Genomic DNA, 21,935 nt, shown 5'->3' on the forward strand with positions numbered 1-21,935 from the left:
AGATCTTTAGCTATTTTGTCTTATTTACGCAGGGTTTTGCCAGTATAGTTGTGATTGATGATGGCTAAGCCATTGCCTGGGTTGTTGATAATTAGGACAGTGTTGCTCAACCAATTGCCAAAAGCCTTTAGAGTGATCAAGAAATGTTAAGTGGCATAATTCATGGACAATAACATAATCAATGACAAATACCGGTGCCATCATTAACAAGTAATTAAAGCTAACTTCTCCTCGATTATTACAACTGCCCCACCGAGCACGATATTGGCGAATATTAACTTTTGTTGGAATTAAAGCCGTTTGCTCACTTATAACGTCAAGACGCTGAATGATAAGGTTTTCAGCTTGTTGCTTAAAATAACCTTCCAGTTGTTTTTTTACCTGGGTAGTTATTGCTCGAGTCCCCGTTAGTTTAGCGTTGACTCTATGGCTAATAACAACATTAAGTTGTCTGGGCGCTAACGGCTGCCCGCTTAATAAATCCGCGTCAGTTGCTAAGTTATCACTAAAAAAGACCTGCGCCTTTTTTGCTTGATATATATTAAGGCTTACTGGCTCACCTAAAAAAAGCAAACTTGAGCCTTGGCTAAAGTCACAAAAATTTACTAGCTTTTGCTGCTCAATTAACTTTACTTGTAACCAAGCGGACTTTTCTTGGATAAAAGTATCAATAAAAGCTAATTTAACATAATAAGGCGCACGTACAGTCACCCGACCATACTTAACTTGTAAGCTAAGTGTCTTTCTACGCTTACTACGGATAAGTTGATATTCAAGCATAGAAGACTAACCACAACACCTTATCATTGATTAACTGACATCATTTTACTCGGTTGTGCTTGCTTTAGTTTTACTTTTTTTAGCTTTAACGGTATTTTTTTTATCTGCATTGGCATCAATCACCTCAGCAATGGGCGTAGTCGCTACTTTTTCACTGGCGTTGCTAACGGCTTTAGTCGGTTTTTTAGCCAATAAGGCGACAAGTACCTCATCTCTATGTTGCGCAAAATAAATGCTTAATTCTTCATTGACACTATCACTTAACTCTACCGGTGATTGAGAGAACATTTGGCTTAAGTTATCAGCCATGTCCAACATTTTGTCATATTCATCTGCTGATTTTTTATCCATAAATGTTTTCGCCTCTACCCCGTTTCTAATCACTACAAACCGACTTTCAACTGCCATTAGTTTTCCCCATTCCTAAATTTGAGCTCAATAAAGGCTCGCTACATCGTTACTAAATTAATGCCAAGTACATTAAATTAACGTCTATCCAGATTATTTTATTTAACCACAATAACACAGTAGCAATAACAACTGTATATAAAAACAGTCGATAGTCTTTTTAACAAGACAATAGTCGCTAGCCTGGGTCAATTACCGTGAGTTTAATCACACCTACAGCAAGTTTCGTATGTCAAAAAATCACAAAATGTAAAGATTAATGTCAGTACTATACAAGGAATATTGTTGAATAAACAAGCAATCAATCACTTAGCAAATTTCCATCATTAAACCCTTGGTTTTTGCTTACATTATCTGGGCGAATGGTTACAACTTTTAGCTAAAAACAGTCCACTATTATGTTGTGCCTTGCATTGCTAGGCATATAAAACACTAACGAATTATAAAAACACTTTGGAGAATTATTATGACTACGATTAAAAAAACCCTAGTAGCTCTTGCTGCCGCTTTACCCCTGTTAGCTATCAGTTTGCCTAGCCAAGCGGCAATGTCACCTTATATGGAAAAAGCCCTTATTGATGTTTGTAAAGCAGCGAAAAGTAACAGCATTATCAAACTAAAAGGCACCACAAAAGGATATCGCTTACAAACTAAAACCGTCGCATTAAAATTAATGTGTAATGGTCAAGACGTGATAAGTTTTGCTGAAAGTTATGGCGCTGATAAAACAGCAGCTAGACTGCAAAGAAGTATTGGTAATGTCAGTATTACCGATGTTGCTGCATTATCAAAAGTTAAAGTAACCTTTTAAGGTGACGGCTAAATAAGAACGCTCAACAGGATATTCTTGAGCGTTCATATTTACTGTTAATATCCTACCTAGTCACCAAATACCTTCTCAAACCAAGAGCGCGTATCTACTTTTTCTTGTAAACATTGCTTGGACGTTATGATTCCTGCTCGAACAGCAGGATAAACCACGGTATTGGCGCAGTCATCGGTAACAGCATTACCCGTTTGTTGTTCAAATAACGTGACGACTATACCTGCCGGTTTTTCTAAAATTCTATTGACTACGCCTTGTTTTTTCATAAAATCTGCGAATAACGTTAGCGCACCGCTACTTCCTGTTAATCCTGTTGGTGCGTTATTATCTTTTCCTAACCAGGTAGTGACTAAGAGGCGGTTATCATAGCCAACAAACCAACTATCTCGTAAGGCGTTACTGGTACCCGTTTTCCCCGCGACCTTGTTATTATTCAAACGCCAAGTCAGTGACTTAGCAGTGCCTATTTGAGTAACTTGTGTTAAGGCATAATCCAGTAAATAAGCGGTATTACTCGATAAACGCTGCTCACTTAATTGCTGCTGTTGCCATAAAACTTCATTGTTGGCAGACAGGATTTTGGTGATGGTATGGCTCTTTTGAGCATAACCTTTAGCCGCAATCGTTAAATATAATTGGTTAACGTCCAATGGTGACATATTAATTGCGCCTAATAAGACCGATGGGCGCATTTGCAGTTTATGTTGAAAACCTAAGGTTTTAATAGCATCCGCAACGTTATCTAAACCCAAGCTCATACCAAGATTAATCGTTGGTATATTCAGGGAGTATACCAAGCCCTCAATTAATGAAACTTGCCCTCGATATTTGCCATCATAATTTTTTGGCTGCCACTTGTTACCTGAGCCACTTTTTAAGGTTATCGCCTTATCATCAAGAATAGTGGCAAAATTATATTGATGGAAACGCTCTAATGCCGCGGCATAAATCGCCGGTTTAATTAAAGAGCCGATATGTCGCTTCGCGTTAAGTGCACGATTAAAACCCGCATAGCCACTTTCCCTACCGCCAACCAATGCTCTAATTTCGCCACTAGCAATATCAGTGACGACCATTGCCACCTCTAAACCGCTTTGTTTATATTGTCGTTCTAAGCGTGGTAATTGCTGGGCAACACTTTGTTCTAATAACTGCTGACTGCGATGTGAGAAGCCGGTAAAAACTTTAATGCCTGATTTTTGGGTAAAACTTGAAAGGTGCTGGTTTAGCTCAGCATTAACAAGTTGTAAATACGCGGGATAATTTTTTTTAGCTAAACGCCTATTAGGCCTAATAGACAAAGAAGACTCCGCCGCTTGTTCAAAATCAACCAGTGATAATAAATGCTGTTCAAACATTAACCTTAACACCAGATCACGGCGTTCTATCGCACGTTCAGGATGACGCCAAGGATCGTAGTAACTTGGCCCTTTAACTTGCGCTACCAATAAGGCCATTTGAGCATTGGTTAATTCATTAATGGCTTTGCCAAAATAGAACTTTGCGGCCAAACCAAAACCATAAACACCATTGGCATAATTTTGCCCTAAATAGACTTCATTAATGTAGGCTTCTAATAATTGGTCTTTGCTGTACCTAAATTCTAAAATTAACGCCATCAGTGCTTCTTTAATTTTTCGAGAAATTGTGCGTTCTCGATTAAGAAACATATTTTTCGCCAACTGCTGGGTTAAGGTACTACCACCTTGTACGGTACGCCCGGCTCGAATATTGTTAATAAGAGCACGAATAATACCTAGCGGTGAAACCCCATGATGGTGATAAAAACCTCGGTCTTCAATTAATAATAAGGTATCGATTAGCTGACTGGGCACCTCTTCAAGGGCAACTAGGACACGATCTTCCTTATTGTCAGGTACTAAACGCGCCAATAACTGAGGCTCAAGTGTTAACTCTGCCACGGCTTGTTGATCGACACTTAAGGCCACCACAATATCACTGACAACTTCCACCATTAATTGCTGCCCATGATTTACGCTATCAACAAAATCAAATGGACGCTGAAAAATTTCCAACTGATTGGTAGATAAGGAAAACTGCCCAACTCTAGTGACATAATTGACTTTGTTATAGCCATTAATAATGAGTGACTCGGCTAGCTCGGCAAGGTTGGCGCGTTCCCCCAGTTGTAATTTTTGTAGTTGGCCATAAACTTGCACTGGCACATGCCAGCGCTGCCCTTCGAAGGTTTTTCTTATCTTTGCATCAAGATAAATTGAAAAAATCCCTAGGGTAAAAATGAGGGCAATCATTAATTTACCTAAGGTGATGCTTACTCGCGCTAATATTGAGCTTTTTTTCCCAGATGAGGTACTACGTTTTTTGACTTTATTTTTTGACATTATTTTCGATATGCTTAGTTATTTAACCTAGTGATGTAATCGGGTTATTCTTTTATATGGCGTTTAGTTTTATTAGTGGCCTTAGCATTGGCAGGATCGTCCGGCCAATAATGCCTAGGATAACGGCTTTTCATATCTTTTTGCACTGCTTGATAACTGCCAGACCAAAATTTAACTAAATCTTGTGTTACTTGAATAGGGCGTTGCGCAGGAGAAAGCAATTCTAATAACAGCGGAATACCTTGTTTTTGTTCATTTACCCCCACTAAAACACCTATATTCGGCGTTTGTGTTAAGCCATAGAGCTCCTGCATAGGCAGTGAAACTTTTGGCGAACGCTCCAAATCATAGCTAATGGGACAGTGACGCCCAGTGGGGCCAATATAAACAGGTGGCGCCGCTTGTGTTAATATTTTTTGCCCTTGATAGTTAAGTAAAGATAATAACATTGCTGATAAGTCTAGCTTAGCTAGTTGTGCTTTCGTTTTTATATCACCAACAAAAGGAGCAAACCAAATTGCTAGCTCAGCTAATAAGTTATGGTCATCGATAGGGGCTAAATTATATTCTGGAAAGTACTTATTTAACCATTGCCAACGTGATCTTAGTGCTAAATCTTTACCCTGCCAAGGTAAAAAACCCAGGCCTTTTTTTCTGATTAGATCACACCACATGTCACTAATGCTTTCCGACGTTACTGCTTGTTTTAAAGGCAGATCGGATAACACAATGGCGCCTAATAATATTTGCTGTCGCGTTATTATCCTACCGCTCTTACCATCAAATTTGGCTATATTTTGCTGTTTAATTTGCTTGGAAAAAACCTCAGTAATCTCTACCAAGCTAATATGGCTAGCTAAACGTACATTGAGCTGACTATCACGCTGCATGGCTTGAGCAATCACAATAAAGTCTTCATTTGCTAACGCGTCTTGCTCATGAACTGAAACCCCTTTACCGTTAACACAGATATAGTCGCCATGGTTACCACGAGCCTTGGCCACTCTTTCTGGGTAAGCATAAGCAAGCAGTAGACCTGCTTTTGCTAAATCTAATGAGTGTATGCTAAAGCGTAATTGCACCTGTTGAGCAAGTCGATGGGCTTGTTGTAAAATCCGTGTTAATAATGGATTTTTATTACTGCCGCCTTTAATCAGTAATTGCAATCGATGGCTTAAATCACAATCGTATTGCGCCTGCGGCCCTAATACATCACGTTCTTCAAGTAATGCCGCGATTAAACAAGCTAAGTGTGTTGCTTGCTGGCCGTGATTTTTTGCCATTAATATCATGTGTGCAAAACGTGGATGACAAGGTAACTTTGATACTTTATCGCCATGTTTGGTCAGTAGATTTTTGCCATCGACAATAGCTAAACTTTGTAATTCTTGCCAAGCTTGCTGCTCCTTAGTGCTACTGGGCAGCTCCAGTAAGGGTAATGCTTTTAAAGCAGCAACGCCCCAACGTGCCGCTTCAATAAGCGTCGGTAATAGGTCTGCTTGTTGAATATCATTGACACTATGTTGCGGCCTACGCTCAAAATCATCTTTACCATATAAGCGGATACACTGCCCTGGCATTAAGCGCCCGGCACGCCCTGCTCTTTGCACCGCTGAAGCTTTTGCTATTTGCTTTTGCATCAGCTTATTCATCAAACTACTACTATCGTAAATAGCGACTTTTTCAAGGCCACAATCAATAACCAGATCAATGCCATCAATGGTCAGGGACGTTTCCGCGATATTGGTTGCTAAAACAATTTTCCGCTGGCCATTTTCGCACGGTGCTATGGCTTGTTGTTGCTCCTTTAAACTCTGCTCACCAAATAAAGGACAAACCTTTACCCCTTCGGCTTGTTCAGCACTTAAACGCTCAACTAAAAAACGAATATCGGCGATGCCAGGTAAAAAAACCAATATTGAACCAACATGGTTGAACATTTTATCTTTAATAACCGCCAAGGCATGCTCACGCCAGCGCAAATGACTCTTAGGTGCTTGATAACTTACTTCAACAGGAAAGCTTCGCCCTTCGCTGCTAAGTAGGTGTGCATCAGGTAACGCTTTACTTAAATACTCAATGTCTAGCGTCGCCGACATAAGCAGTATTTTTAAATCCTCTCGTAACTCTGTTTGTACTTCACGGGTGAGGGCAAAAGCTAAATCGCCTTGCAAACTTCGCTCATGAAATTCATCAAAAATGACTAATGCTGTTCCTGACAGCTCAGCATCATTTTGAATGATTTGGGTTAATATTCCTTCAGTGATCACTTCAAGGCGAGTATTTTTAGATGTTTTACTATCATTACGTAATCGATAACCAACGGTTTCACCTACTTTTTCATCTAATTTCTTTGCTAAAAAAATGGCTATGTTTTTAACGGCTAAACGTCTGGGTTGCAGTAAATAAATTTTTTTATTTGCCAAGCTTGGCAAAGTTAATAACCATAAAGGTAAACACGTTGACTTACCAGCTCCTGGTGGCGCCGATAATATCAGCGTATTTTGCTGCTCAAGAGTTTGGCAAAATTGTTGTTTAATTTCTTCTATGGGTAAAGCAGTAGATACGGCCATCGGTAAAATAAAATGATTAAGAAAATGGTCATCATCATAGCAATTATTACTTGCTGGGCATAATCCCATCGAACTAAGTCAATAAGCACATTTATGTGCTGGTTAGAGCTTGTGCCCCCAAAGTGAGGAAGAAAAAAATTAGCACAAGTGGCAATACCCGCAAAACAATTGCCCTTAGATGAGAGTAATATTTTGAGCAACACCTTGGCTGGAAATAAAAAATCACCTCAACTGAACACAGAGCCTTTATCTGCCGACTTTATTTAAGTTTTTTAAATGAGTAAACAATACCGGCCAAAGGGTTCTGCTAACAAGCTTTTACTCTTATATTGAGTCGTTTTCTTAGCTAACCGCCCCTTGCTGCAATTTACATACTTTTATCTAAAATAAAACAAGGTCAAAAAACCTCAATAATTTTTCATTAAAACTTGCAAATAAAATTATATATGCTTACTTGGCAAGGTATTTAAAGGCTGTTATTACTAAACCTCCGCCTTTAATTAATTAGAGATCATCAGAGAGGAATAACATGGAATATTCAGCACATGGACGTTATGTTATTGAACAGCAAGATAATATTATGTTGGTAGATGCACAAGGTCCCTTTAATGAAGTGACCGCGGCACAATATCACCAAGATATAAAACTGCTCACCGAAAAAATGACTGGTGAGCCCTGGGGTTCATTAATAACTTTTCGTGGTAACAGTATTTTTACTCCTGAGGCTGAGCAGCAATTATGGGAAACCACACAATATCGACAAAAAAAAGGCATGATTGCTATTGCGGTTGTCATATTAAATAGCACCTATGCCGACATGCAACAAATGCAATTACAACGTATCTACCACGACTGCCAAATAGAGTTTCATGTCTTTAGCGAGAGCGAAAGTGCCGCAACTTGGCTTAATGATTTTATTGAACAAGCTAAGGTATTAAAAAACCAACAACAAAAAAGAACGCGAGTGAATTAAAAATACTCTGCCAACAATAAACTACGTTATGATGAGCGAAACAACCAGTTAGCTCATTTTAATATGTTACTTCAATTACAACCAGCCAAATTAATTAAGCGTTATAAACGATTTTTAGCCGATATTGAATTTACCAATGGTGAACAAACAACTATACATTGTGCCAATACCGGTGCGATGAAAGGTTGTGCTGAGCCTGGTGATACCGTCTGGTATAGCACGTCAGCCAACGCTAAACGTAAATATCCTTTTAGCTGGGAGATTACGGTAAGCAAAGATGAGCATTTTATTTGTGTAAACACCTTACGCGCCAATCAGTTGGTAGAGGAGGCTCTGCACAAAGACTTGATTACTGAGCTAAGCGGCTTTAATTTATTACAGCGAGAAGTTAAATACGGTAATGAAAACAGTCGTATAGATTTCTTAGCCCGCTATAATGATGCCCCAGATACCTACATTGAAGTGAAATCAGTCACCTTATTAGAAAGTGGCCATGGCTACTTTCCCGATGCAGTTACCACCCGTGGTCAAAAACACTTACGTGAATTAATGGATATGGTGGCGCAGGGGCATAGGGCTGTTTTATTATTTGCTGTTTTACATACTGGCATCAATGACATTGCTGCGGCCGATCATGTTGACCCCACTTATGCGAAATTACTCAAAGAAGCCCAGCAAGCTGGTGTTGAAATAATAGCCTATAAAGCAGAGTTTTCCCTCAAAAAAGGAGAGCTAAATATTAGTTTAGATGAAAAAGTTCCTTTTATTACACGATAATGATTGACTCATGCTAGTAAAACTTGCTAAAAAAGCTTGCTCAAAATATTTAAATAACAGAATAATAATTATCATTGCCATTAACTAGTTGATAAAACTAGGTAAATAAATTTATTTTAGCTAATTTGTTGATTTTTATCATAAGCGACACAATATAGTCCTGATTCATCGGGTCATATATAACATATTGGCACTTACAACAAAGGCGTTCTACCATATAAAACGTGGTATATTAATAAATCGCCTTGGTCTATGTAGCATTGGGAGAATAAGCATGCCAACAAAGAAACACAAGCCATTAGGTATTCTTGCATTAGCGGGCGTTGCTCCATATCAAGAAAAATCTGGCGAAGAGTATATGGATAAGTCTCAACAAAAGCATTTTAAGAAAATTTTAGATGCTTGGCGCGTACAATTACGTGAAGAAGTTGATCGTACCTTAACGCATATGCAAGACGAAGCAGCAAACTTCCCAGATCCTGTGGATAGAGCGGCGCAAGAAGAAGAGTTCAGTCTTGAATTACGTACACGAGACCGTGAGCGTAAACTTATCAAGAAAATTGAGAAAACCTTACAGTTCATTGAAGATAATGATTTTGGTTTTTGTGATTCTTGTGGTATTGAGATTGGCATTCGTCGTTTAGAAGCCCGTCCTACTGCCGATCTTTGTATTGAATGTAAAACATTAGCTGAAATTAAAGAACGCCAAATGGCTGGCTAATTTTTAGTTAACATTCGTTCATAGGCAAAACTTGCTTAACTTGCATAATAAGCGACCACAGGAGCCGAATAAAGCTCATCAATACCGTGGTCGCTTTGCTCCATCCCCTTCTGGTTTACTTCATTTTGGTTCCCTTATCGCTGCTCTAGCGAGTTTTCTTGATGCAAAGTCAACTATTAATGATCGTGGCGAGCAAGGTAAATGGCTAATACGCATTGAAGATATTGATCCTCCTCGTGAACAACAAGGTGCCAGCTCAGCAATATTAACAACCCTTGAGGCTTTTGGCCTGCATTGGGATGAAACTGAGCTTTACCAGAGCACACAGAGTCAATATTATCGTGAGATATTATCTAACCTAGCACAACAACAATTAAGCTATTATTGTCAATGTACCCGGGCGCAAATCAAGGCCATTGGTGGTATATACCAAAGGCATTGCCGTACCGCCAATCATCAAGCTCTAGGCAGCGCTTTAAGACTTGTTAACCAACACGGTTTGCATCGGTTTAATGATATATTTCAAGGTAATGTTGTTGGTGATAACGCCCTAGCCGGTGAAGATTTTATTATTCACCGTAAAGACGGTTTATTTGCCTATCAGCTTGCTGTGGTCGCCGATGATATAGCCCAAAAAATAACTCATGTGGTCAGAGGCTGCGATTTACTCGAACCCACGGCCAGGCAACTAACGCTTTATAAAACCTTAAACGATAGTTTTTTGCCCTGCACCACGCCACAATACGGCCATATCCCTTTAGCAATAACCCGTGAGGGTTTTAAGCTGAGCAAGCAAAATAAAGCAACGGCAATTGATAATGCCAAGCCACAACCTGCACTTATTGCCGCACTAGCATTTTTAGGACAAGCACCTGAACTTGGCTTGACTGGTGCTAGTGTTGAAGAAATAATTAAATGGGCCATTATCAACTGGCAACGAAGCCGTGTACCCAATAAAATTGAGATAAACATTGAGTAGCCTGAACGCAGAGAATTTTACCCCTACATTAATTCTAAACATAAAGTAATAAGGAAATATTATGTCGAACAAGACAGCAAAGACTATTGTCATTACCGGCGCTAATCGCGGTATCGGATATGCCATGGCTAAAATTTGCCAACAGCGTGGCGATAACGTTTATGCACTGTGCCGACAAAGCTCAGCGCAATTAGATGCGCTTGGCGTTAATGTGGTAGAGCAAGTTGATATTGCCACACAAGCTGGCATCGATAAAGCCGTGTCAGCACTTAGCGGCATTACTATCGATTTATTGATTAACAACGCCGGTATCTTGCGTAACGAACAACTGAGCGAGTTAAATCAACAGACCATTATAGAGCAATTTAAGGTCAACGCTCTAGCACCACTATGCTTGAGCCACGCGTTACTGGGCAACTTATCTTCAGGCAGCAAAATTGCTTTAATCACCTCTAGAATGGGCTCCATCGCTGATAATACTTCCGGTGGCCGATATGGTTATCGCATGTCAAAAGCGGCACTCAATATTGCCGCCGTATCATTAGCAAGAGACCTTAGTGAAGAAAATATCGCGGTTGGCATCTATCACCCAGGTTATGTGCAAACTGAGATGGTCAATAGCGATGGTATATTAAACAATGGCGACATCAGCGCTGATGTCGCAGCACAACGCTTAATCGCCTTAATGGATAACTTAACCATGAAAGATTCTGGGGTATTTAAGCACTCTAATGGTGAAACATTACCCTGGTAGGCTTCGTTTAGAGAAGGAAAAACGTGCAGTCATTGTCGCCTTTCCTTCTCTGCCACTTTTTCGCTGCTTTTTCATGCTATTTACTCTCTCTGTTATTCTCTTTTGCCCTGCACTGTTATATCATTGCGCCACTATTTTATGTCTGTCTTAAAGGCCCGTGACTATCAAAAGCGTTATAAATTTATGTAAAAGAGTTTTCTCCAGAAAAGTGAGTAAAGCTATCGAAAAAACGTTTCCTAAAAAGAACGCAAAAAAAAGTGCCAGTAACAAAAAAAATGTTGTCACTGCATCCTTTGATAATCCATTGGTTTTCTCTCGAGACCAGCACCCCGTTTCACGTAAATTACTTAGTCAAAGTGCACTGAAAGTATTATATCGCTTAAATAACAGTGGTTTTGATGCTTATCTTGTTGGTGGTGGTGTTCGTGACATCTTATTAGGTTTAAAGCCGAAAGATTTTGATATAGCCACTAACGCAACCCCGGATGAAATTAAAGAATTGTTTAGGAATTGTCGCTTAATTGGACGACGTTTTCGTTTAGCTCATATTGTCTTTGGTCGCGAAATCATTGAAGTAGCAACCTTTAGAGGCCATCATGACACGGCTTCTGAACAAGAAAAAAATTGTACCAAAACCTCTAAACGCAGTGAAGATGGTATGTTACTACGTGACAATATCTACGGCAGCATAGAAGAAGATGCCGAGCGTAGAGATTTCACTATTAATGCGCTTTATTACTCCACGAAAGATTTCAAAGTCTATGACTTTGCCAATGGCGTACAAGATGTCAATGATAAAATTATCCGCTTAATTGGCGATCCTGAAACACGTTACCGTGAAGATCCTGTCCGTATGTTGCGAGCGATCCGCTTCGCCACCAAGCTTGATATGACCATGTGTGATGCAACTAAAGCGCCGATTAGAGAGCTGTCTTCATTAATGGCCAATATTCCAGCGGCCCGTTTGTTTGAAGAATTCTTAAAAATGTTTATGTCAGGTAAAGCGGTCGCTAACTTTGAGCAGCTGCGTAGTTATAACTTGTTTGGTTATTTCTTCCCGGCCGTTGAGCAAGCACTTAATCAGGAATCAGAAGAACAAGCTTTGTTACTCGCCTTTATTCGATTGGCGATGGAGAATACCGACAACCGTATCAATAACGAGCAAAGAGTAACGCCAGCATTTTTATTCGCTGCCATGCTTTGGTACCCATTACAAAAGCATATTCAGCAAATTAAAGTCACCACACAACTTCCCCCGCAAGATATTTTCTTTGCCGCCTTGAGTGAAATAATGCCAGAGCAGCAACGCAGTATTGCCATCCCTAAACGTTTTCAAGCGGTCATTAAAGATATTTGGATCTTGCAAGAAAAATTAAGTCGCCGCGAAGGTAAACGAGCCTTTAAAACATTTGAACACCCTAAATTTAGAGCTGGTTACGATTTCTTATTATTACGCGCACAAATCGAAGCGACCGCTGAGCTTGTTGAGTTAGCACAGTGGTGGACAGACTTTCAAGAAGTGTCAAATGATGCCCGCATTCAAATGATCAAAGGCGTAAAACCGCCACAAGGCACTAAGCGTAAAAGCCCAAGAAAACGTCGTAAGCCCAGTACAAAACCGACTGAATGATATTGACCCGCTAATGCAAAAAAAAATAATTGCTTATATTGGTTTAGGCAGCAACTTATCAAATCCAAGGTTACAGGTAAGTAATGCCGCTAACGAAATAGCTGATATGCCCAATACTAAGGTCATGGCATTATCGTCGCTGTATTTGAGTAAACCTATGGGTCCTCAGGATCAAGATGACTATATCAACGCGGTAATTTCTTTAGAAACCTGTTTATCTGCACTTGAATTGTTAGATGCCTTACAAGCAATAGAAAATGCGGCTGGTCGGGTACGAAAAGATAATCGCTGGGGCGCACGAATTCTCGATTGTGATATATTATTATATGGTAATGAAGCCATAGAAAGTCCCCGTTTAACCGTGCCTCACTACGGTATGAAGGTGCGTGAATTTGTTTTATGGCCACTCGCAGAGATTGCGCCTAATTTAAATTTCCCCGATGGCCGTTCAATTAGCTCACTTGCCAATGAAATCAGCAGCAATGGCATAGTAAAGTTATAATATTGCCATAATAAGTATTTAAATAATAAATATTGAAATCTTAAATATTAGCAATACAATCCTTAGCGCTATAATAATTAGCACTAACAGCTTATAGCACACTGATACATAAGCTCATTAACCTATTCGGAAACATCATGGCTAAAATAACCACCGCAAGCTTGCTTAACATGAAGCAACAAGGCGAAAAAATATCGACAATCACCGCCTATGATGCCAGCTTTGCCAAACTATTTGATCAAGCTGGCATACATGCCATACTCATTGGTGATTCTCTCGGTATGGTCTTACAAGGGGAAGACAGCACACTACCGGTCTCCATTGAAGATATGGCCTATCATACCCGTTGTGTAAAACGTGGCGTTGAAGAAACTCTGATTATTGCCGATATGCCTTTTATGAGCTATGCCACACAAGAACAAGCGCTTAACAATGCGGCATTGTTAATGCAAGCAGGTGCTAGCATGGTTAAAATGGAAGGTGGTGCTTGGCTTAATGACACCATTGCAGCACTGGTCGAGCGTGGAATTCCGGTCTGTGCTCATTTAGGTTTAACACCACAATCCGTTAATATCTTTGGTGGCTTTAAAGTACAGGGCCGAGATGAGGATAAAGCGCAAAAAATGATCGCCGATGCCAAGTCACTCCAAGCAGCAGGCGCGCAATTGCTGGTACTAGAATGTATTCCAGCAAGTTTAGGCGCAGCCATCACTAAAGTACTTACCATACCAACGATTGGCATAGGCGCAGGTAAACACACTGATGGCCAGATTTTAGTGATGCACGATGCCTTAGGTATTGCCTGTAATTATATGCCTAAATTTTCGCGCAACTTTTTAAAAGACACCGGGGACATTAAAAAGGCCATTGAACTTTATATTAGCGAAGTGAGTCAGGGTAATTTCCCGGCTGATGAGCATATTTTTAAATAATCCCTGCGAGTACCGTGATAGCCAATGCTTGAATACGTTATCAATAAAATACTAACAATAAATAATGCTAAGATAAATTTATGAAAACAGTCAGTAAAATAAGTGAATTACGTGCGCAAGTTAAAACATGGCGTCAGCAAGGTTTAACCATTGCCTTTGTACCTACTATGGGTAACTTACATGCGGGTCATATTTCGTTAGTGGCAGAAGCGCATAAACACGCCGATAAAATTGTTGCCAGCATTTTTGTTAACCCAATGCAGTTCGGCATCAATGAAGATATTGATAGTTATCCACGGACTATGCATGATGATCAGCAAAAATTAACGGCGGCGGGTACCGATTTATTATTTACGCCCACACCCGACATTATTTACCCCAAAGGCATTACTAAACAAAGCTTTGTCGAAGTGCCTAATGTTTCTGAGGGATATTGTGGCGAAAGCCGCCCTGGCCATTTTCGCGGTGTTGCCACCGTAGTTTGTAAACTATTTAACCTAGTTCAGCCCGATGTGGCTTGTTTTGGTTTAAAAGATTACCAGCAAGTACAAGTGATTCAAACCATGGTTGAAGATTTGTCGATGCCAATTACCATAATACCTGTGGCTACCAGCAGAGAAGAAAGTGGCTTAGCCCTGAGTTCTCGTAATGGTTATTTAAGCATCGAAGAAAAAGCAATTGCCCCGGCCCTACAGAAAAATTTACAATGGCTCGCCGAGCAAATTACCGCAGGTTTTGCTCAGCAAGAAAGTATCGATTTTATCGGCTTGGCCAAACAAGCAGCTAAGGCAATAAACCATGCTGGTTTGCATACTGATTACTTGCATATTTGCCACGCACAAACATTACAACCAGCCAGTGAAGATGACACTCAACTAGTTATCTTAGCGGCCGCACATTGTGGCAAAGCACGTTTAATTGATAACATACAGATAAACCTTAACGTAACTTAACTCTGCTCTGCTTAATATATGTTGCTCTAGCCGCAGTCATTTCACTGGTTAAAATCACTGCGTCCTTAGAGATAAAGCGGTACGGGTTTAGTTTTTCTATTTAGCCGTACCACTAAGCCAAATAACAGTAAGCACATCATAGCACCGGCACTACTTTTCGGCTCTTGTACAGTGTCAACAGCCCCTGATTGAGGTATTGCTGCAATAACAGCGTCAGATGCTATTACATCTGCTGCAGCGCTAGTCTCTGTTGTCGCATCTGCGGTAATGATCGGCACAGGGCTAGTAACTGGCTCCGAGGTGTTAGTAGCATCTATGGTAGTAACTGGCTCAACGGTTGTCACTGCCTCGGCATTAGTTTGCGTACTTGACCTAGTAGTACTGACAAAATAAAATTTTTGCTCAGCCAAGGTGAGCACAGTTGTCACTTGCTCTTGGTAGCCACTAGCACTGTTATGACGTAAACATAAGGTATCGCCATGCTTTACTGTTAGTCGTTGGCTTGCATAAACGTCGGTTTGGCAATCAACAGAATATTCACCATTTTCTATACTCAAGTTGATCTCCGTATTAATACCTGAAATCACAAAACGTTGGGAATATACCAACACGTCTAATTCAACAGCAGACTGATCAGCAAAGCTAATGTCATCAACTAGACGGTCAAGCTCCACATCTTTAGACACTTGAGATGTGGTAACGCTGACATTATCTAATGAAATATCACCTTTACTACCACCTATAACCTGCCCTGAAAATCGTAACTGAAAAGGTGAAGCTGTGTATTGCGCAAGTGAAATAGTGGCTAATGACCAACTTGTACCACTGGTGTGTTGTTGACCTGACTTGTGCCAAATATTCTGCCAACTGCCGCCATTATCCTGGCTAACCTGTACCTTTAATGACCCCGTATCAGCGCCATACATAGAATAATAAAATGTCATTTCAGCAGTTGAAGATGCTGCAAAAGTGAAACATGGACTAATAAGGTTGATACTATCATTGGCTGAAACCAATTCATGAGAGGCGTCAATATGTAAAAAAGTATGGCCTTCTTGAGGAGCGCTAGCACCCGTAGCTGAAGTACTGGTGTAATTATAATACTTCCAGTTGAAGTCATCGAGATAGCTATCTTGTCGCCAACTATTACTCACCGGTGTTTCGTTATAATTAAAACCTTCCAGTAAATTATTCCCAGTTTGGATACTTAGCTCACTGCAAGTCGGGTTTGCTGCCATATCAAAGCTATTAAGCAGATGGAATTTATCACTGAGTAACACTCTTTTCATCCGTTTAATTTGCCCTTCACTAAAACGGTTACGACAGGTATTTTGTCCCTTACCCATGATATTAAAGCCATCCGGATGATAGGCATTACCCGCCTCGTCGACAGCACTGGCTGAGTATAGACAATCATTATAATAACCTCGTTCGCCTGGATCTACCGCAGTATCAATCACTTTATCGCCATACTGCCAGCCATCAACGCCTTCAAGTAATGTTATTGGACCGTCATCAATACTTTGATAAGTGTGCAGCAGCCCCAAATTATGAGCAAATTCATGGGAGATGGTCGACGTCGCTAAATCTTCGGGTTCAACTTCAATCAAGTCAGTCGCTTCGTAATTCCAATAAGCATGACCATTTTTACCATCAAGATCTGCCACGACAACATTTAAAGCGCCATATCGGATAAAAGGTCGAACTTGCTCTTCATTATCAGTATCCCATTTACCCGCATGTATACCGGTTACATCATCATTGGTTAAATAGATTTTATCGAGTAAGAAAAAACTGATATCTAATGAGGCATAATCATGGTTGAGTTGCTCAATACCACTTGCTAATTGAGCATCTGTGGCACTAGCGCCTTGACCGTTTTTATTCTCTGCAGAAATAAGATAATAAACGCCAATTTCATTAGCATTGGCTGGTATAAATATCATGGCACAGGGTAAAAACATTAGCCGCGAAAAAAATACTTTTATAACGAGGTAAATACTGCGGATAAATATCATGGCTTTGAAACTGTTAATAAAACATGGCTACACCATACTCAATCAAAAAGTCATTTTGAAGAGTACTTATGCCGGTTTTATGTCGATTTTTGCTCTATTCATCGCTAATGAGATAAAAAGATCTAGCGAGGTAGGGTGATTGACCTTAAAGCGATTTAGTTACCGTTAAAATAGTTGCCTAAACTAAGCTTTACTGCAAGTTATGCTGAGCTTTTCTTTTATCAGCATAACTTCTGTGTATGTTAACTAAAGCAATAATAAGTAAAGTTGAGATAACAAAAGGAGCAGTTAATGCCGGTATGCTTAGCCATTCAAACGCCCTAGTAAATACCACCGCAAGTAAAATAGCCAACATGATAAGCCATGGCTTATTTTCATAGCGACCGACCAGCGCGATAGCTACTAAGCAACTATTAAAGCCATAAAGTCCCATCATGACTTTCTCATGGGGAAAATTAAAGCCTGTGGCTAACAGCAGACCCACTGTTGAGCCAATAAATGCCCAAAGTGCTGCTGTTCGACAGTGAATAAATATGGCACAGAGAAAAAACACACCGGTGAGCCAATAGTCTTGCAACATCACCTGACTAATACCGCGCATACTTGCTTGAAAATAGTCGACCAGCGTAGCGCTATTCAGACCAGAAAAACTATACCCAGCTAAGTCACTGCTAAGTACAGTGCTAGATACAGTGCTAGGTACAGTGCTCAATTTAGCATAATCAATAAATAACAATAACCCCCACGTTGACAGAATAAATGGCGTAGTAAAAGCAGGAACACTTGTCAGCCTAACCAGCATAAAATGCGTTAACGCCGTAGAGAAAGCACCGCCAAAAATAACAATAAGCAGCGAGGTCAAACTAACAGGTAAAAAGTAAAAAACAGCAACACCAACCAGTACCGCATTAAAACCATACAAACCGTTTTCCATCGTGGTTAAATCAAAGCGGCATAATTTAGCGACCGCTAAGCCTGATATTGTTGCCAGAATGCTGCCAAGCAGCATAGTAGGCGAACTTAAACCAATACCGAGCAAGAATAACAAACCAGTGATAGCGTTACCTTGCAACATAACTTGGCCAAAGCTACGTAGAAAACTTTTATAAAATTGTTTAAAAGGGAGTGTCATGAAAATTATTTTGTGTAATACGTTACTTAAAATTACATGGCTATGTAGTTAGCTCAGGACGTCGTTGTAAACGTCATCTTCGAAGTCTCTGATCGAAGATCCATTGCTTTTAGAAGCTGGATCCCCGATTAAGACACCACGGGGATGACGATCCTGAACCATGTACATAGGCATGTAAAATTAAGTAACGCATAGAAGAATTATCTAAAGAGTAAAGCCGGAGCATCTACATATACCGCTTATTTATTAGCCACTAAATGAAATTAGTGGCTAATACGGTTTAACTACTTAGTACTAATATACTTTAACGTAGCTATCACTTGTTCAACACTGCTTGCCCAAGCTTGAGCCGAAGCATCAACCTCTTTGAGCGGATGAATAATATCTTCACTGTGTAAGGTGATATAAGGCTTATTGAGTGCTGCACAATAACCGGCATCAAAGGCAGCATTCCACTGCTTATACTTATCACCAAAACGAATAACAGCAATATCACAACGCTCAATCAGTGTTTTCGTTTTCATGGCATTCACTTTAGCTGATTTATGATCTCGCCAAAACTGCTTTTCTTCAGCGCCAAGGTGATCACCGGCACCGTCACTGGTTTCATGATGGGTAACCGCAGAAGTAAAACTGATATCTAAATCACTCTCTTGGCAAGCTTGAATAATTTTGTCGCGCCAATCGGTATGAATTTCACCTGAAAGATAAACTTCTAATTTCATAACAATGCTCTCTATTTCATTTTACCATTTTATATAGACAACAATGGTACACCAATAATCAGCAGCTCAATAAATAAATTAAATGAAATCCAGTTTCACTAGGTAAAAATTAACAAGGAATAAGCATTTTAACTTTAGCTGACACATCAGCTCAATCTACGCTCAGTTACTGAACTCCACTTGAGCAGTGACTAACACGGACGACATGAAAAACCCGCGCTGGTATATTGATTTAAAGCGTTGCCAATTTTTTATTTTATTTACTTGTACTGCTGTTGCTCATATCGCTCCGATCTCCTAATGTTGCTTTGATAAAGGGGCATTGAACGTGATGAATGACCTCTAGATGGCGATTTTACTTCTTCCTCATTATCAAAAAAAGCGACTTGGTTTAATAATATTTGTGCTTGTTCTTCCATTGATTTACTCGATGTGGCGGCTTCTTCAACCAACGCAGCATTTTTCTGTGTCATATCATCCATTTGACTTATCGCAGCACTAACCTCACCAATACCTGCGGCTTGCTCTTTACATGCACCATCGATATCAATGACCATTTTACTAACTTCTTCGATTGAACTGACTAAATCTGTAAAAATTTGACCTGTTTCATCGACTAACTTAGTACCTTGTCCCACCGCTTCAACACTATCATTAATTAAGCCTTTTATTTCTTTGGCAGCTCCTGCTGATCGTTGTGCTAAATTTCGGACTTCAGCGGCGACCACTGCAAAACCTCGACCTTGTTCACCAGCTCGTGCCGCTTCAACCGCGGCATTTAAGGCTAGCAAATTGGTCTGAAAAGCAATCACATCTATAACACTGATAATATCCGCTATTTTTTTACTTGATTTATTAATATCACTCATAGCTGTGACGGCATTTTTTACTACCTCGCCACCGGCACTGGCTTTTTTCATTACCGAAGATGATAAATTGCTCGCTTGACTCGCATTTTCAGCATTTTGCTCCACGGTACTAGTTAATTCTTCCATTGCAGCAGCTGTTTCTTCTAGGCTAGATGCCTGAGATTCAGTGCGATGACTTAATTCATTATTGCCTTCAGCAATTTCTCTTGAAGTATCAAAAACATTCGTCGAAGCAGAACGAATTTCATCAACCATGTTTTTTAAATTTTTAATTGATGTATTCATTGCGTTGGCTAATTCGAGAAATTCACCATCGTATCCATTACTCATTTCCCGAGTAAGATCACCCTCAGCGAGCGCTTGAGAGACATTAATTGCATCATTAATCGGTTCAACCACTGCATCCATCAGATTGTTAATACTGTTTCCTAACGAAGCTACAAATCCTTGCGCTCCTTCGGTATTAATTCTATCTGTCAATTGTCCTCTTACCGCACCTTGAACTAATACATCTATCTGATTCAAAGCCATGACTTGTGCCGTGACATCAGTGGCATACTTGACCACTTTATAAGGTTTACCATTTAAGTCTAAGATGGGATTGTAAGAAGCTTGTATCCACACTTCCTTACCGCCTTTACCTAAGCGTTTATATTCCTTCGCTTCATATTCACCGCGATTCAGCTTTTCCCAAAACTCACGGTATTCATCACTGGCTTTAAAGGCTGGCTCAACAAACATGCTGTGATGTTTTCCTTGCACTTCGGCCAAGGTGTAACCTAAGGTGTTAAGAAAATTGTCATTGGCGCTAATAATGGTGCCATCCATATTAAACTCGATAACCGCTTGTGCTTTACTGATAGCATCAATTTGACCGGAGGTATTGGCACTTTCTAATTTTTGTGCCGTGACATCAGTGGCATACTTGACCACTTTATAAGGTTTGCCATTTAAGTCTAAGATTGGGTTGTAAGAAGCTTGTATCCACACTTCCTTACCGCCTTTACCTAAGCGTTTATATTCCTTCGCTTCATATTCACCGCGATTCAGCTTTTCCCAAAACTCACGGTATTCATCACTGGCTTTAAAGGCCGGCTCAACAAACATGCTGTGATGTTTGCCTTGCACTTCGGCTAAGGTGTAACCTAAGGTGTTAAGAAAATTGTCATTGGCGCTAATAATGGTGCCATCCATATTAAACTCGATAACCGCTTGTGCTTTACTGATAGCATCAATTTGACCGGAGGTATTGGCACTTTCTAATTTTTGTGCCGTGACATCAGTGGCATACTTGACCACTTTATAAGGTTTACCATTTAAGTCTAAGATTGGATTGTAAGAAGCTTGTATCCACACTTCCTTACCGCCTTTACCTAAGCGTTTATATTCCTTCGCTTCATATTCACCGCGATTCAGTTTTTCCCAAAACTCACGGTATTCATCACTGGCTTTAAAGGCCGGCTCAACAAACATGCTGTGATGTTTGCCTTGCACTTCGGCCAAGGTGTAACCTAAGGTGTTAAGAAAATTGTCATTGGCGCTAATAATGGTGCCATCCATATTAAATTCGATAACCGCTTGTGCTTTACTAATAGCGTTTATCTGGCTCTTAAATTCATCATTTATTTTTGTTAATCGTTCAATTTCAAGCAGTAAGTTATCGTTTTCTAGTCGGTTATCTTTAACAACGCTTGCACTCGATTTAGCTTTAGTCTCTGAGCTCACCATAATAAGATCCTGTTCAGCATTAACGGTTCATAAATAAAAACATTAGCTATTTATAGAAAATAATTCTATAAATAGCTAATTAACTCTAGAATAACTGACTATTATTGAGATGAAATAATATATATACCATGATGAAACTAGGTCATTAAAAGCTTATTAGTGCCAAAATTCAAACCTGTTGGGATATTCTGTTTATGATCACCTCTACCACCAAGAACTAAACCGCTCGCGCGGTAATGGTGTTTGTCAAACTAGTTGTCGCGATCACTATGTTATGCACTCTCAACTTTGA

The 21,935-nt window shown here is 39.9% G+C and carries 18 protein-coding genes; 10 read left to right on the plus strand and 8 right to left on the minus strand.

Annotated features, from left to right (window positions below):
* Positions 1 to 24: 24 nt before the first annotated feature.
* Both CMT41_RS14780 and CMT41_RS14785 read right to left on the minus strand, forming a co-directional pair.
* Positions 25 to 780: a M48 family metallopeptidase gene (locus CMT41_RS14780; protein ID WP_058027705.1), complete on the minus strand. Its 756-nt coding sequence runs from the start codon at positions 778 to 780 to the stop codon at positions 25 to 27.
* Positions 781 to 825: 45 nt separating this feature from the next.
* Positions 826 to 1,188, minus strand: a complete 363-nt coding sequence (locus CMT41_RS14785) for a YebG family protein (protein ID WP_058027706.1) — start codon at positions 1,186 to 1,188, stop codon at positions 826 to 828.
* A gap of 466 nt (positions 1,189 to 1,654) precedes the next feature.
* On the opposite strand from CMT41_RS14785, the gene CMT41_RS14790 reads away from it, so the two are divergent.
* Entirely contained in the window at positions 1,655 to 1,999 is a 345-nt protein-coding gene (locus CMT41_RS14790) for a DUF3718 domain-containing protein (protein ID WP_057182256.1), read from the plus strand.
* Between the two features lie 68 nt (positions 2,000 to 2,067).
* Here the strand turns inward: CMT41_RS14790 and mrcB are convergent, their stop codons facing one another.
* A complete protein-coding gene (mrcB, locus tag CMT41_RS14795; RefSeq protein WP_058027707.1) occupies positions 2,068 to 4,377 on the minus strand; it encodes a penicillin-binding protein 1B in 2,310 nt (769 codons plus the stop codon).
* A 44-nt stretch (positions 4,378 to 4,421) separates the two neighbouring features.
* Complete coding sequence (hrpB, locus tag CMT41_RS14800; RefSeq protein ID WP_232299965.1) at positions 4,422 to 7,019, minus strand: ATP-dependent helicase HrpB; 2,598 nt, start codon at positions 7,017 to 7,019, stop codon at positions 4,422 to 4,424.
* A gap of 460 nt (positions 7,020 to 7,479) precedes the next feature.
* Here hrpB and CMT41_RS14805 point away from each other — a divergent pair, with 460 nt between their 5' ends.
* The 9 genes from CMT41_RS14805 (at position 7,480) to panC (ending at position 15,171) form a co-directional block, all read left to right on the plus strand.
* Positions 7,480 to 7,923 (plus strand): hypothetical protein, encoded by a 444-nt coding sequence (locus CMT41_RS14805; RefSeq protein WP_057182260.1) that lies wholly within the window; start codon positions 7,480 to 7,482, stop codon positions 7,921 to 7,923.
* Between the two features lie 63 nt (positions 7,924 to 7,986).
* A complete protein-coding gene (sfsA, locus tag CMT41_RS14810; protein WP_058027708.1) occupies positions 7,987 to 8,700 on the plus strand; it encodes a DNA/RNA nuclease SfsA in 714 nt (237 codons plus the stop codon).
* Positions 8,701 to 8,974: 274 nt separating this feature from the next.
* On the plus strand, positions 8,975 to 9,421 hold the full coding sequence (dksA, locus tag CMT41_RS14815; RefSeq protein WP_058027709.1) for an RNA polymerase-binding protein DksA: 447 nt from the start codon (positions 8,975 to 8,977) through the stop codon (positions 9,419 to 9,421).
* A gap of 31 nt (positions 9,422 to 9,452) precedes the next feature.
* On the plus strand, positions 9,453 to 10,400 hold the full coding sequence (gene gluQRS / locus CMT41_RS14820; protein ID WP_058027710.1) for a tRNA glutamyl-Q(34) synthetase GluQRS: 948 nt from the start codon (positions 9,453 to 9,455) through the stop codon (positions 10,398 to 10,400).
* A gap of 61 nt (positions 10,401 to 10,461) precedes the next feature.
* Positions 10,462 to 11,154, plus strand: a complete 693-nt coding sequence (locus CMT41_RS14825; RefSeq protein ID WP_057182268.1) for an SDR family oxidoreductase — start codon at positions 10,462 to 10,464, stop codon at positions 11,152 to 11,154.
* Positions 11,155 to 11,362: 208 nt separating this feature from the next.
* Positions 11,363 to 12,784, plus strand: a complete 1,422-nt coding sequence (pcnB, locus tag CMT41_RS14830; RefSeq protein WP_082606578.1) for a polynucleotide adenylyltransferase PcnB — start codon at positions 11,363 to 11,365, stop codon at positions 12,782 to 12,784.
* A gap of 13 nt (positions 12,785 to 12,797) precedes the next feature.
* Entirely contained in the window at positions 12,798 to 13,286 is a 489-nt protein-coding gene (folK, locus tag CMT41_RS14835) for a 2-amino-4-hydroxy-6-hydroxymethyldihydropteridine diphosphokinase (RefSeq protein WP_058027711.1), read from the plus strand.
* A gap of 137 nt (positions 13,287 to 13,423) precedes the next feature.
* Entirely contained in the window at positions 13,424 to 14,218 is a 795-nt protein-coding gene (panB, locus tag CMT41_RS14840) for a 3-methyl-2-oxobutanoate hydroxymethyltransferase (protein ID WP_058027712.1), read from the plus strand.
* Between the two features lie 80 nt (positions 14,219 to 14,298).
* Complete coding sequence (panC, locus tag CMT41_RS14845; protein WP_057182273.1) at positions 14,299 to 15,171, plus strand: pantoate--beta-alanine ligase; 873 nt, start codon at positions 14,299 to 14,301, stop codon at positions 15,169 to 15,171.
* A 65-nt stretch (positions 15,172 to 15,236) separates the two neighbouring features.
* Here the strand turns inward: panC and CMT41_RS14850 are convergent, their stop codons facing one another.
* The 4 genes from CMT41_RS14850 to CMT41_RS14865 form a co-directional block, all read right to left on the minus strand.
* The gene (locus CMT41_RS14850; RefSeq protein ID WP_232299966.1) at positions 15,237 to 17,135 is read right to left on the minus strand and encodes a M43 family zinc metalloprotease; all 1,899 of its coding nucleotides are present in this window, start codon (positions 17,133 to 17,135) and stop codon (positions 15,237 to 15,239) included.
* 244 nt (positions 17,136 to 17,379) lie between these two features.
* Entirely contained in the window at positions 17,380 to 18,321 is a 942-nt protein-coding gene (locus tag CMT41_RS14855) for an urea transporter (RefSeq protein WP_057182277.1), read from the minus strand.
* Between the two features lie 284 nt (positions 18,322 to 18,605).
* Positions 18,606 to 19,046 (minus strand): YtoQ family protein, encoded by a 441-nt coding sequence (locus CMT41_RS14860; protein WP_057182279.1) that lies wholly within the window; start codon positions 19,044 to 19,046, stop codon positions 18,606 to 18,608.
* A gap of 260 nt (positions 19,047 to 19,306) precedes the next feature.
* The gene (locus tag CMT41_RS14865) at positions 19,307 to 21,643 is read right to left on the minus strand and encodes a methyl-accepting chemotaxis protein (RefSeq protein WP_058027714.1); all 2,337 of its coding nucleotides are present in this window, start codon (positions 21,641 to 21,643) and stop codon (positions 19,307 to 19,309) included.
* Positions 21,644 to 21,935 lie beyond the last annotated feature (292 nt).

Source organism: Colwellia sp. MT41, from assembly GCF_001444365.1.
Classification (GTDB): Bacteria; Pseudomonadota; Gammaproteobacteria; order Enterobacterales; family Alteromonadaceae; genus Colwellia; species Colwellia marinimaniae.

Coding starts and splice junctions, on each gene's coding strand:
- CMT41_RS14780 (WP_058027705.1), bottom strand. CDS start 780: ATGCTTGAATATCAACTTATCCGTAGTAAGCGTAGAAAGACACTTAGC.
- CMT41_RS14785 (WP_058027706.1), bottom strand. CDS start 1,188: ATGGCAGTTGAAAGTCGGTTTGTAGTGATTAGAAACGGGGTAGAGGCG.
- CMT41_RS14790 (WP_057182256.1), top strand. CDS start 1,655: ATGACTACGATTAAAAAAACCCTAGTAGCTCTTGCTGCCGCTTTACCC.
- mrcB (WP_058027707.1), bottom strand. CDS start 4,377: ATGTCAAAAAATAAAGTCAAAAAACGTAGTACCTCATCTGGGAAAAAA.
- hrpB (WP_232299965.1), bottom strand. CDS start 7,019: ATGGGATTATGCCCAGCAAGTAATAATTGCTATGATGATGACCATTTT.
- CMT41_RS14805 (WP_057182260.1), top strand. CDS start 7,480: ATGGAATATTCAGCACATGGACGTTATGTTATTGAACAGCAAGATAAT.
- sfsA (WP_058027708.1), top strand. CDS start 7,987: ATGTTACTTCAATTACAACCAGCCAAATTAATTAAGCGTTATAAACGA.
- dksA (WP_058027709.1), top strand. CDS start 8,975: ATGCCAACAAAGAAACACAAGCCATTAGGTATTCTTGCATTAGCGGGC.
- CMT41_RS14825 (WP_057182268.1), top strand. CDS start 10,462: ATGTCGAACAAGACAGCAAAGACTATTGTCATTACCGGCGCTAATCGC.
- folK (WP_058027711.1), top strand. CDS start 12,798: ATGCAAAAAAAAATAATTGCTTATATTGGTTTAGGCAGCAACTTATCA.
- panB (WP_058027712.1), top strand. CDS start 13,424: ATGGCTAAAATAACCACCGCAAGCTTGCTTAACATGAAGCAACAAGGC.
- panC (WP_057182273.1), top strand. CDS start 14,299: ATGAAAACAGTCAGTAAAATAAGTGAATTACGTGCGCAAGTTAAAACA.
- CMT41_RS14850 (WP_232299966.1), bottom strand. CDS start 17,135: ATGTTTTTACCCTGTGCCATGATATTTATACCAGCCAATGCTAATGAA.
- CMT41_RS14855 (WP_057182277.1), bottom strand. CDS start 18,321: ATGACACTCCCTTTTAAACAATTTTATAAAAGTTTTCTACGTAGCTTT.
- CMT41_RS14860 (WP_057182279.1), bottom strand. CDS start 19,046: ATGAAATTAGAAGTTTATCTTTCAGGTGAAATTCATACCGATTGGCGC.
- CMT41_RS14865 (WP_058027714.1), bottom strand. CDS start 21,643: ATGGTGAGCTCAGAGACTAAAGCTAAATCGAGTGCAAGCGTTGTTAAA.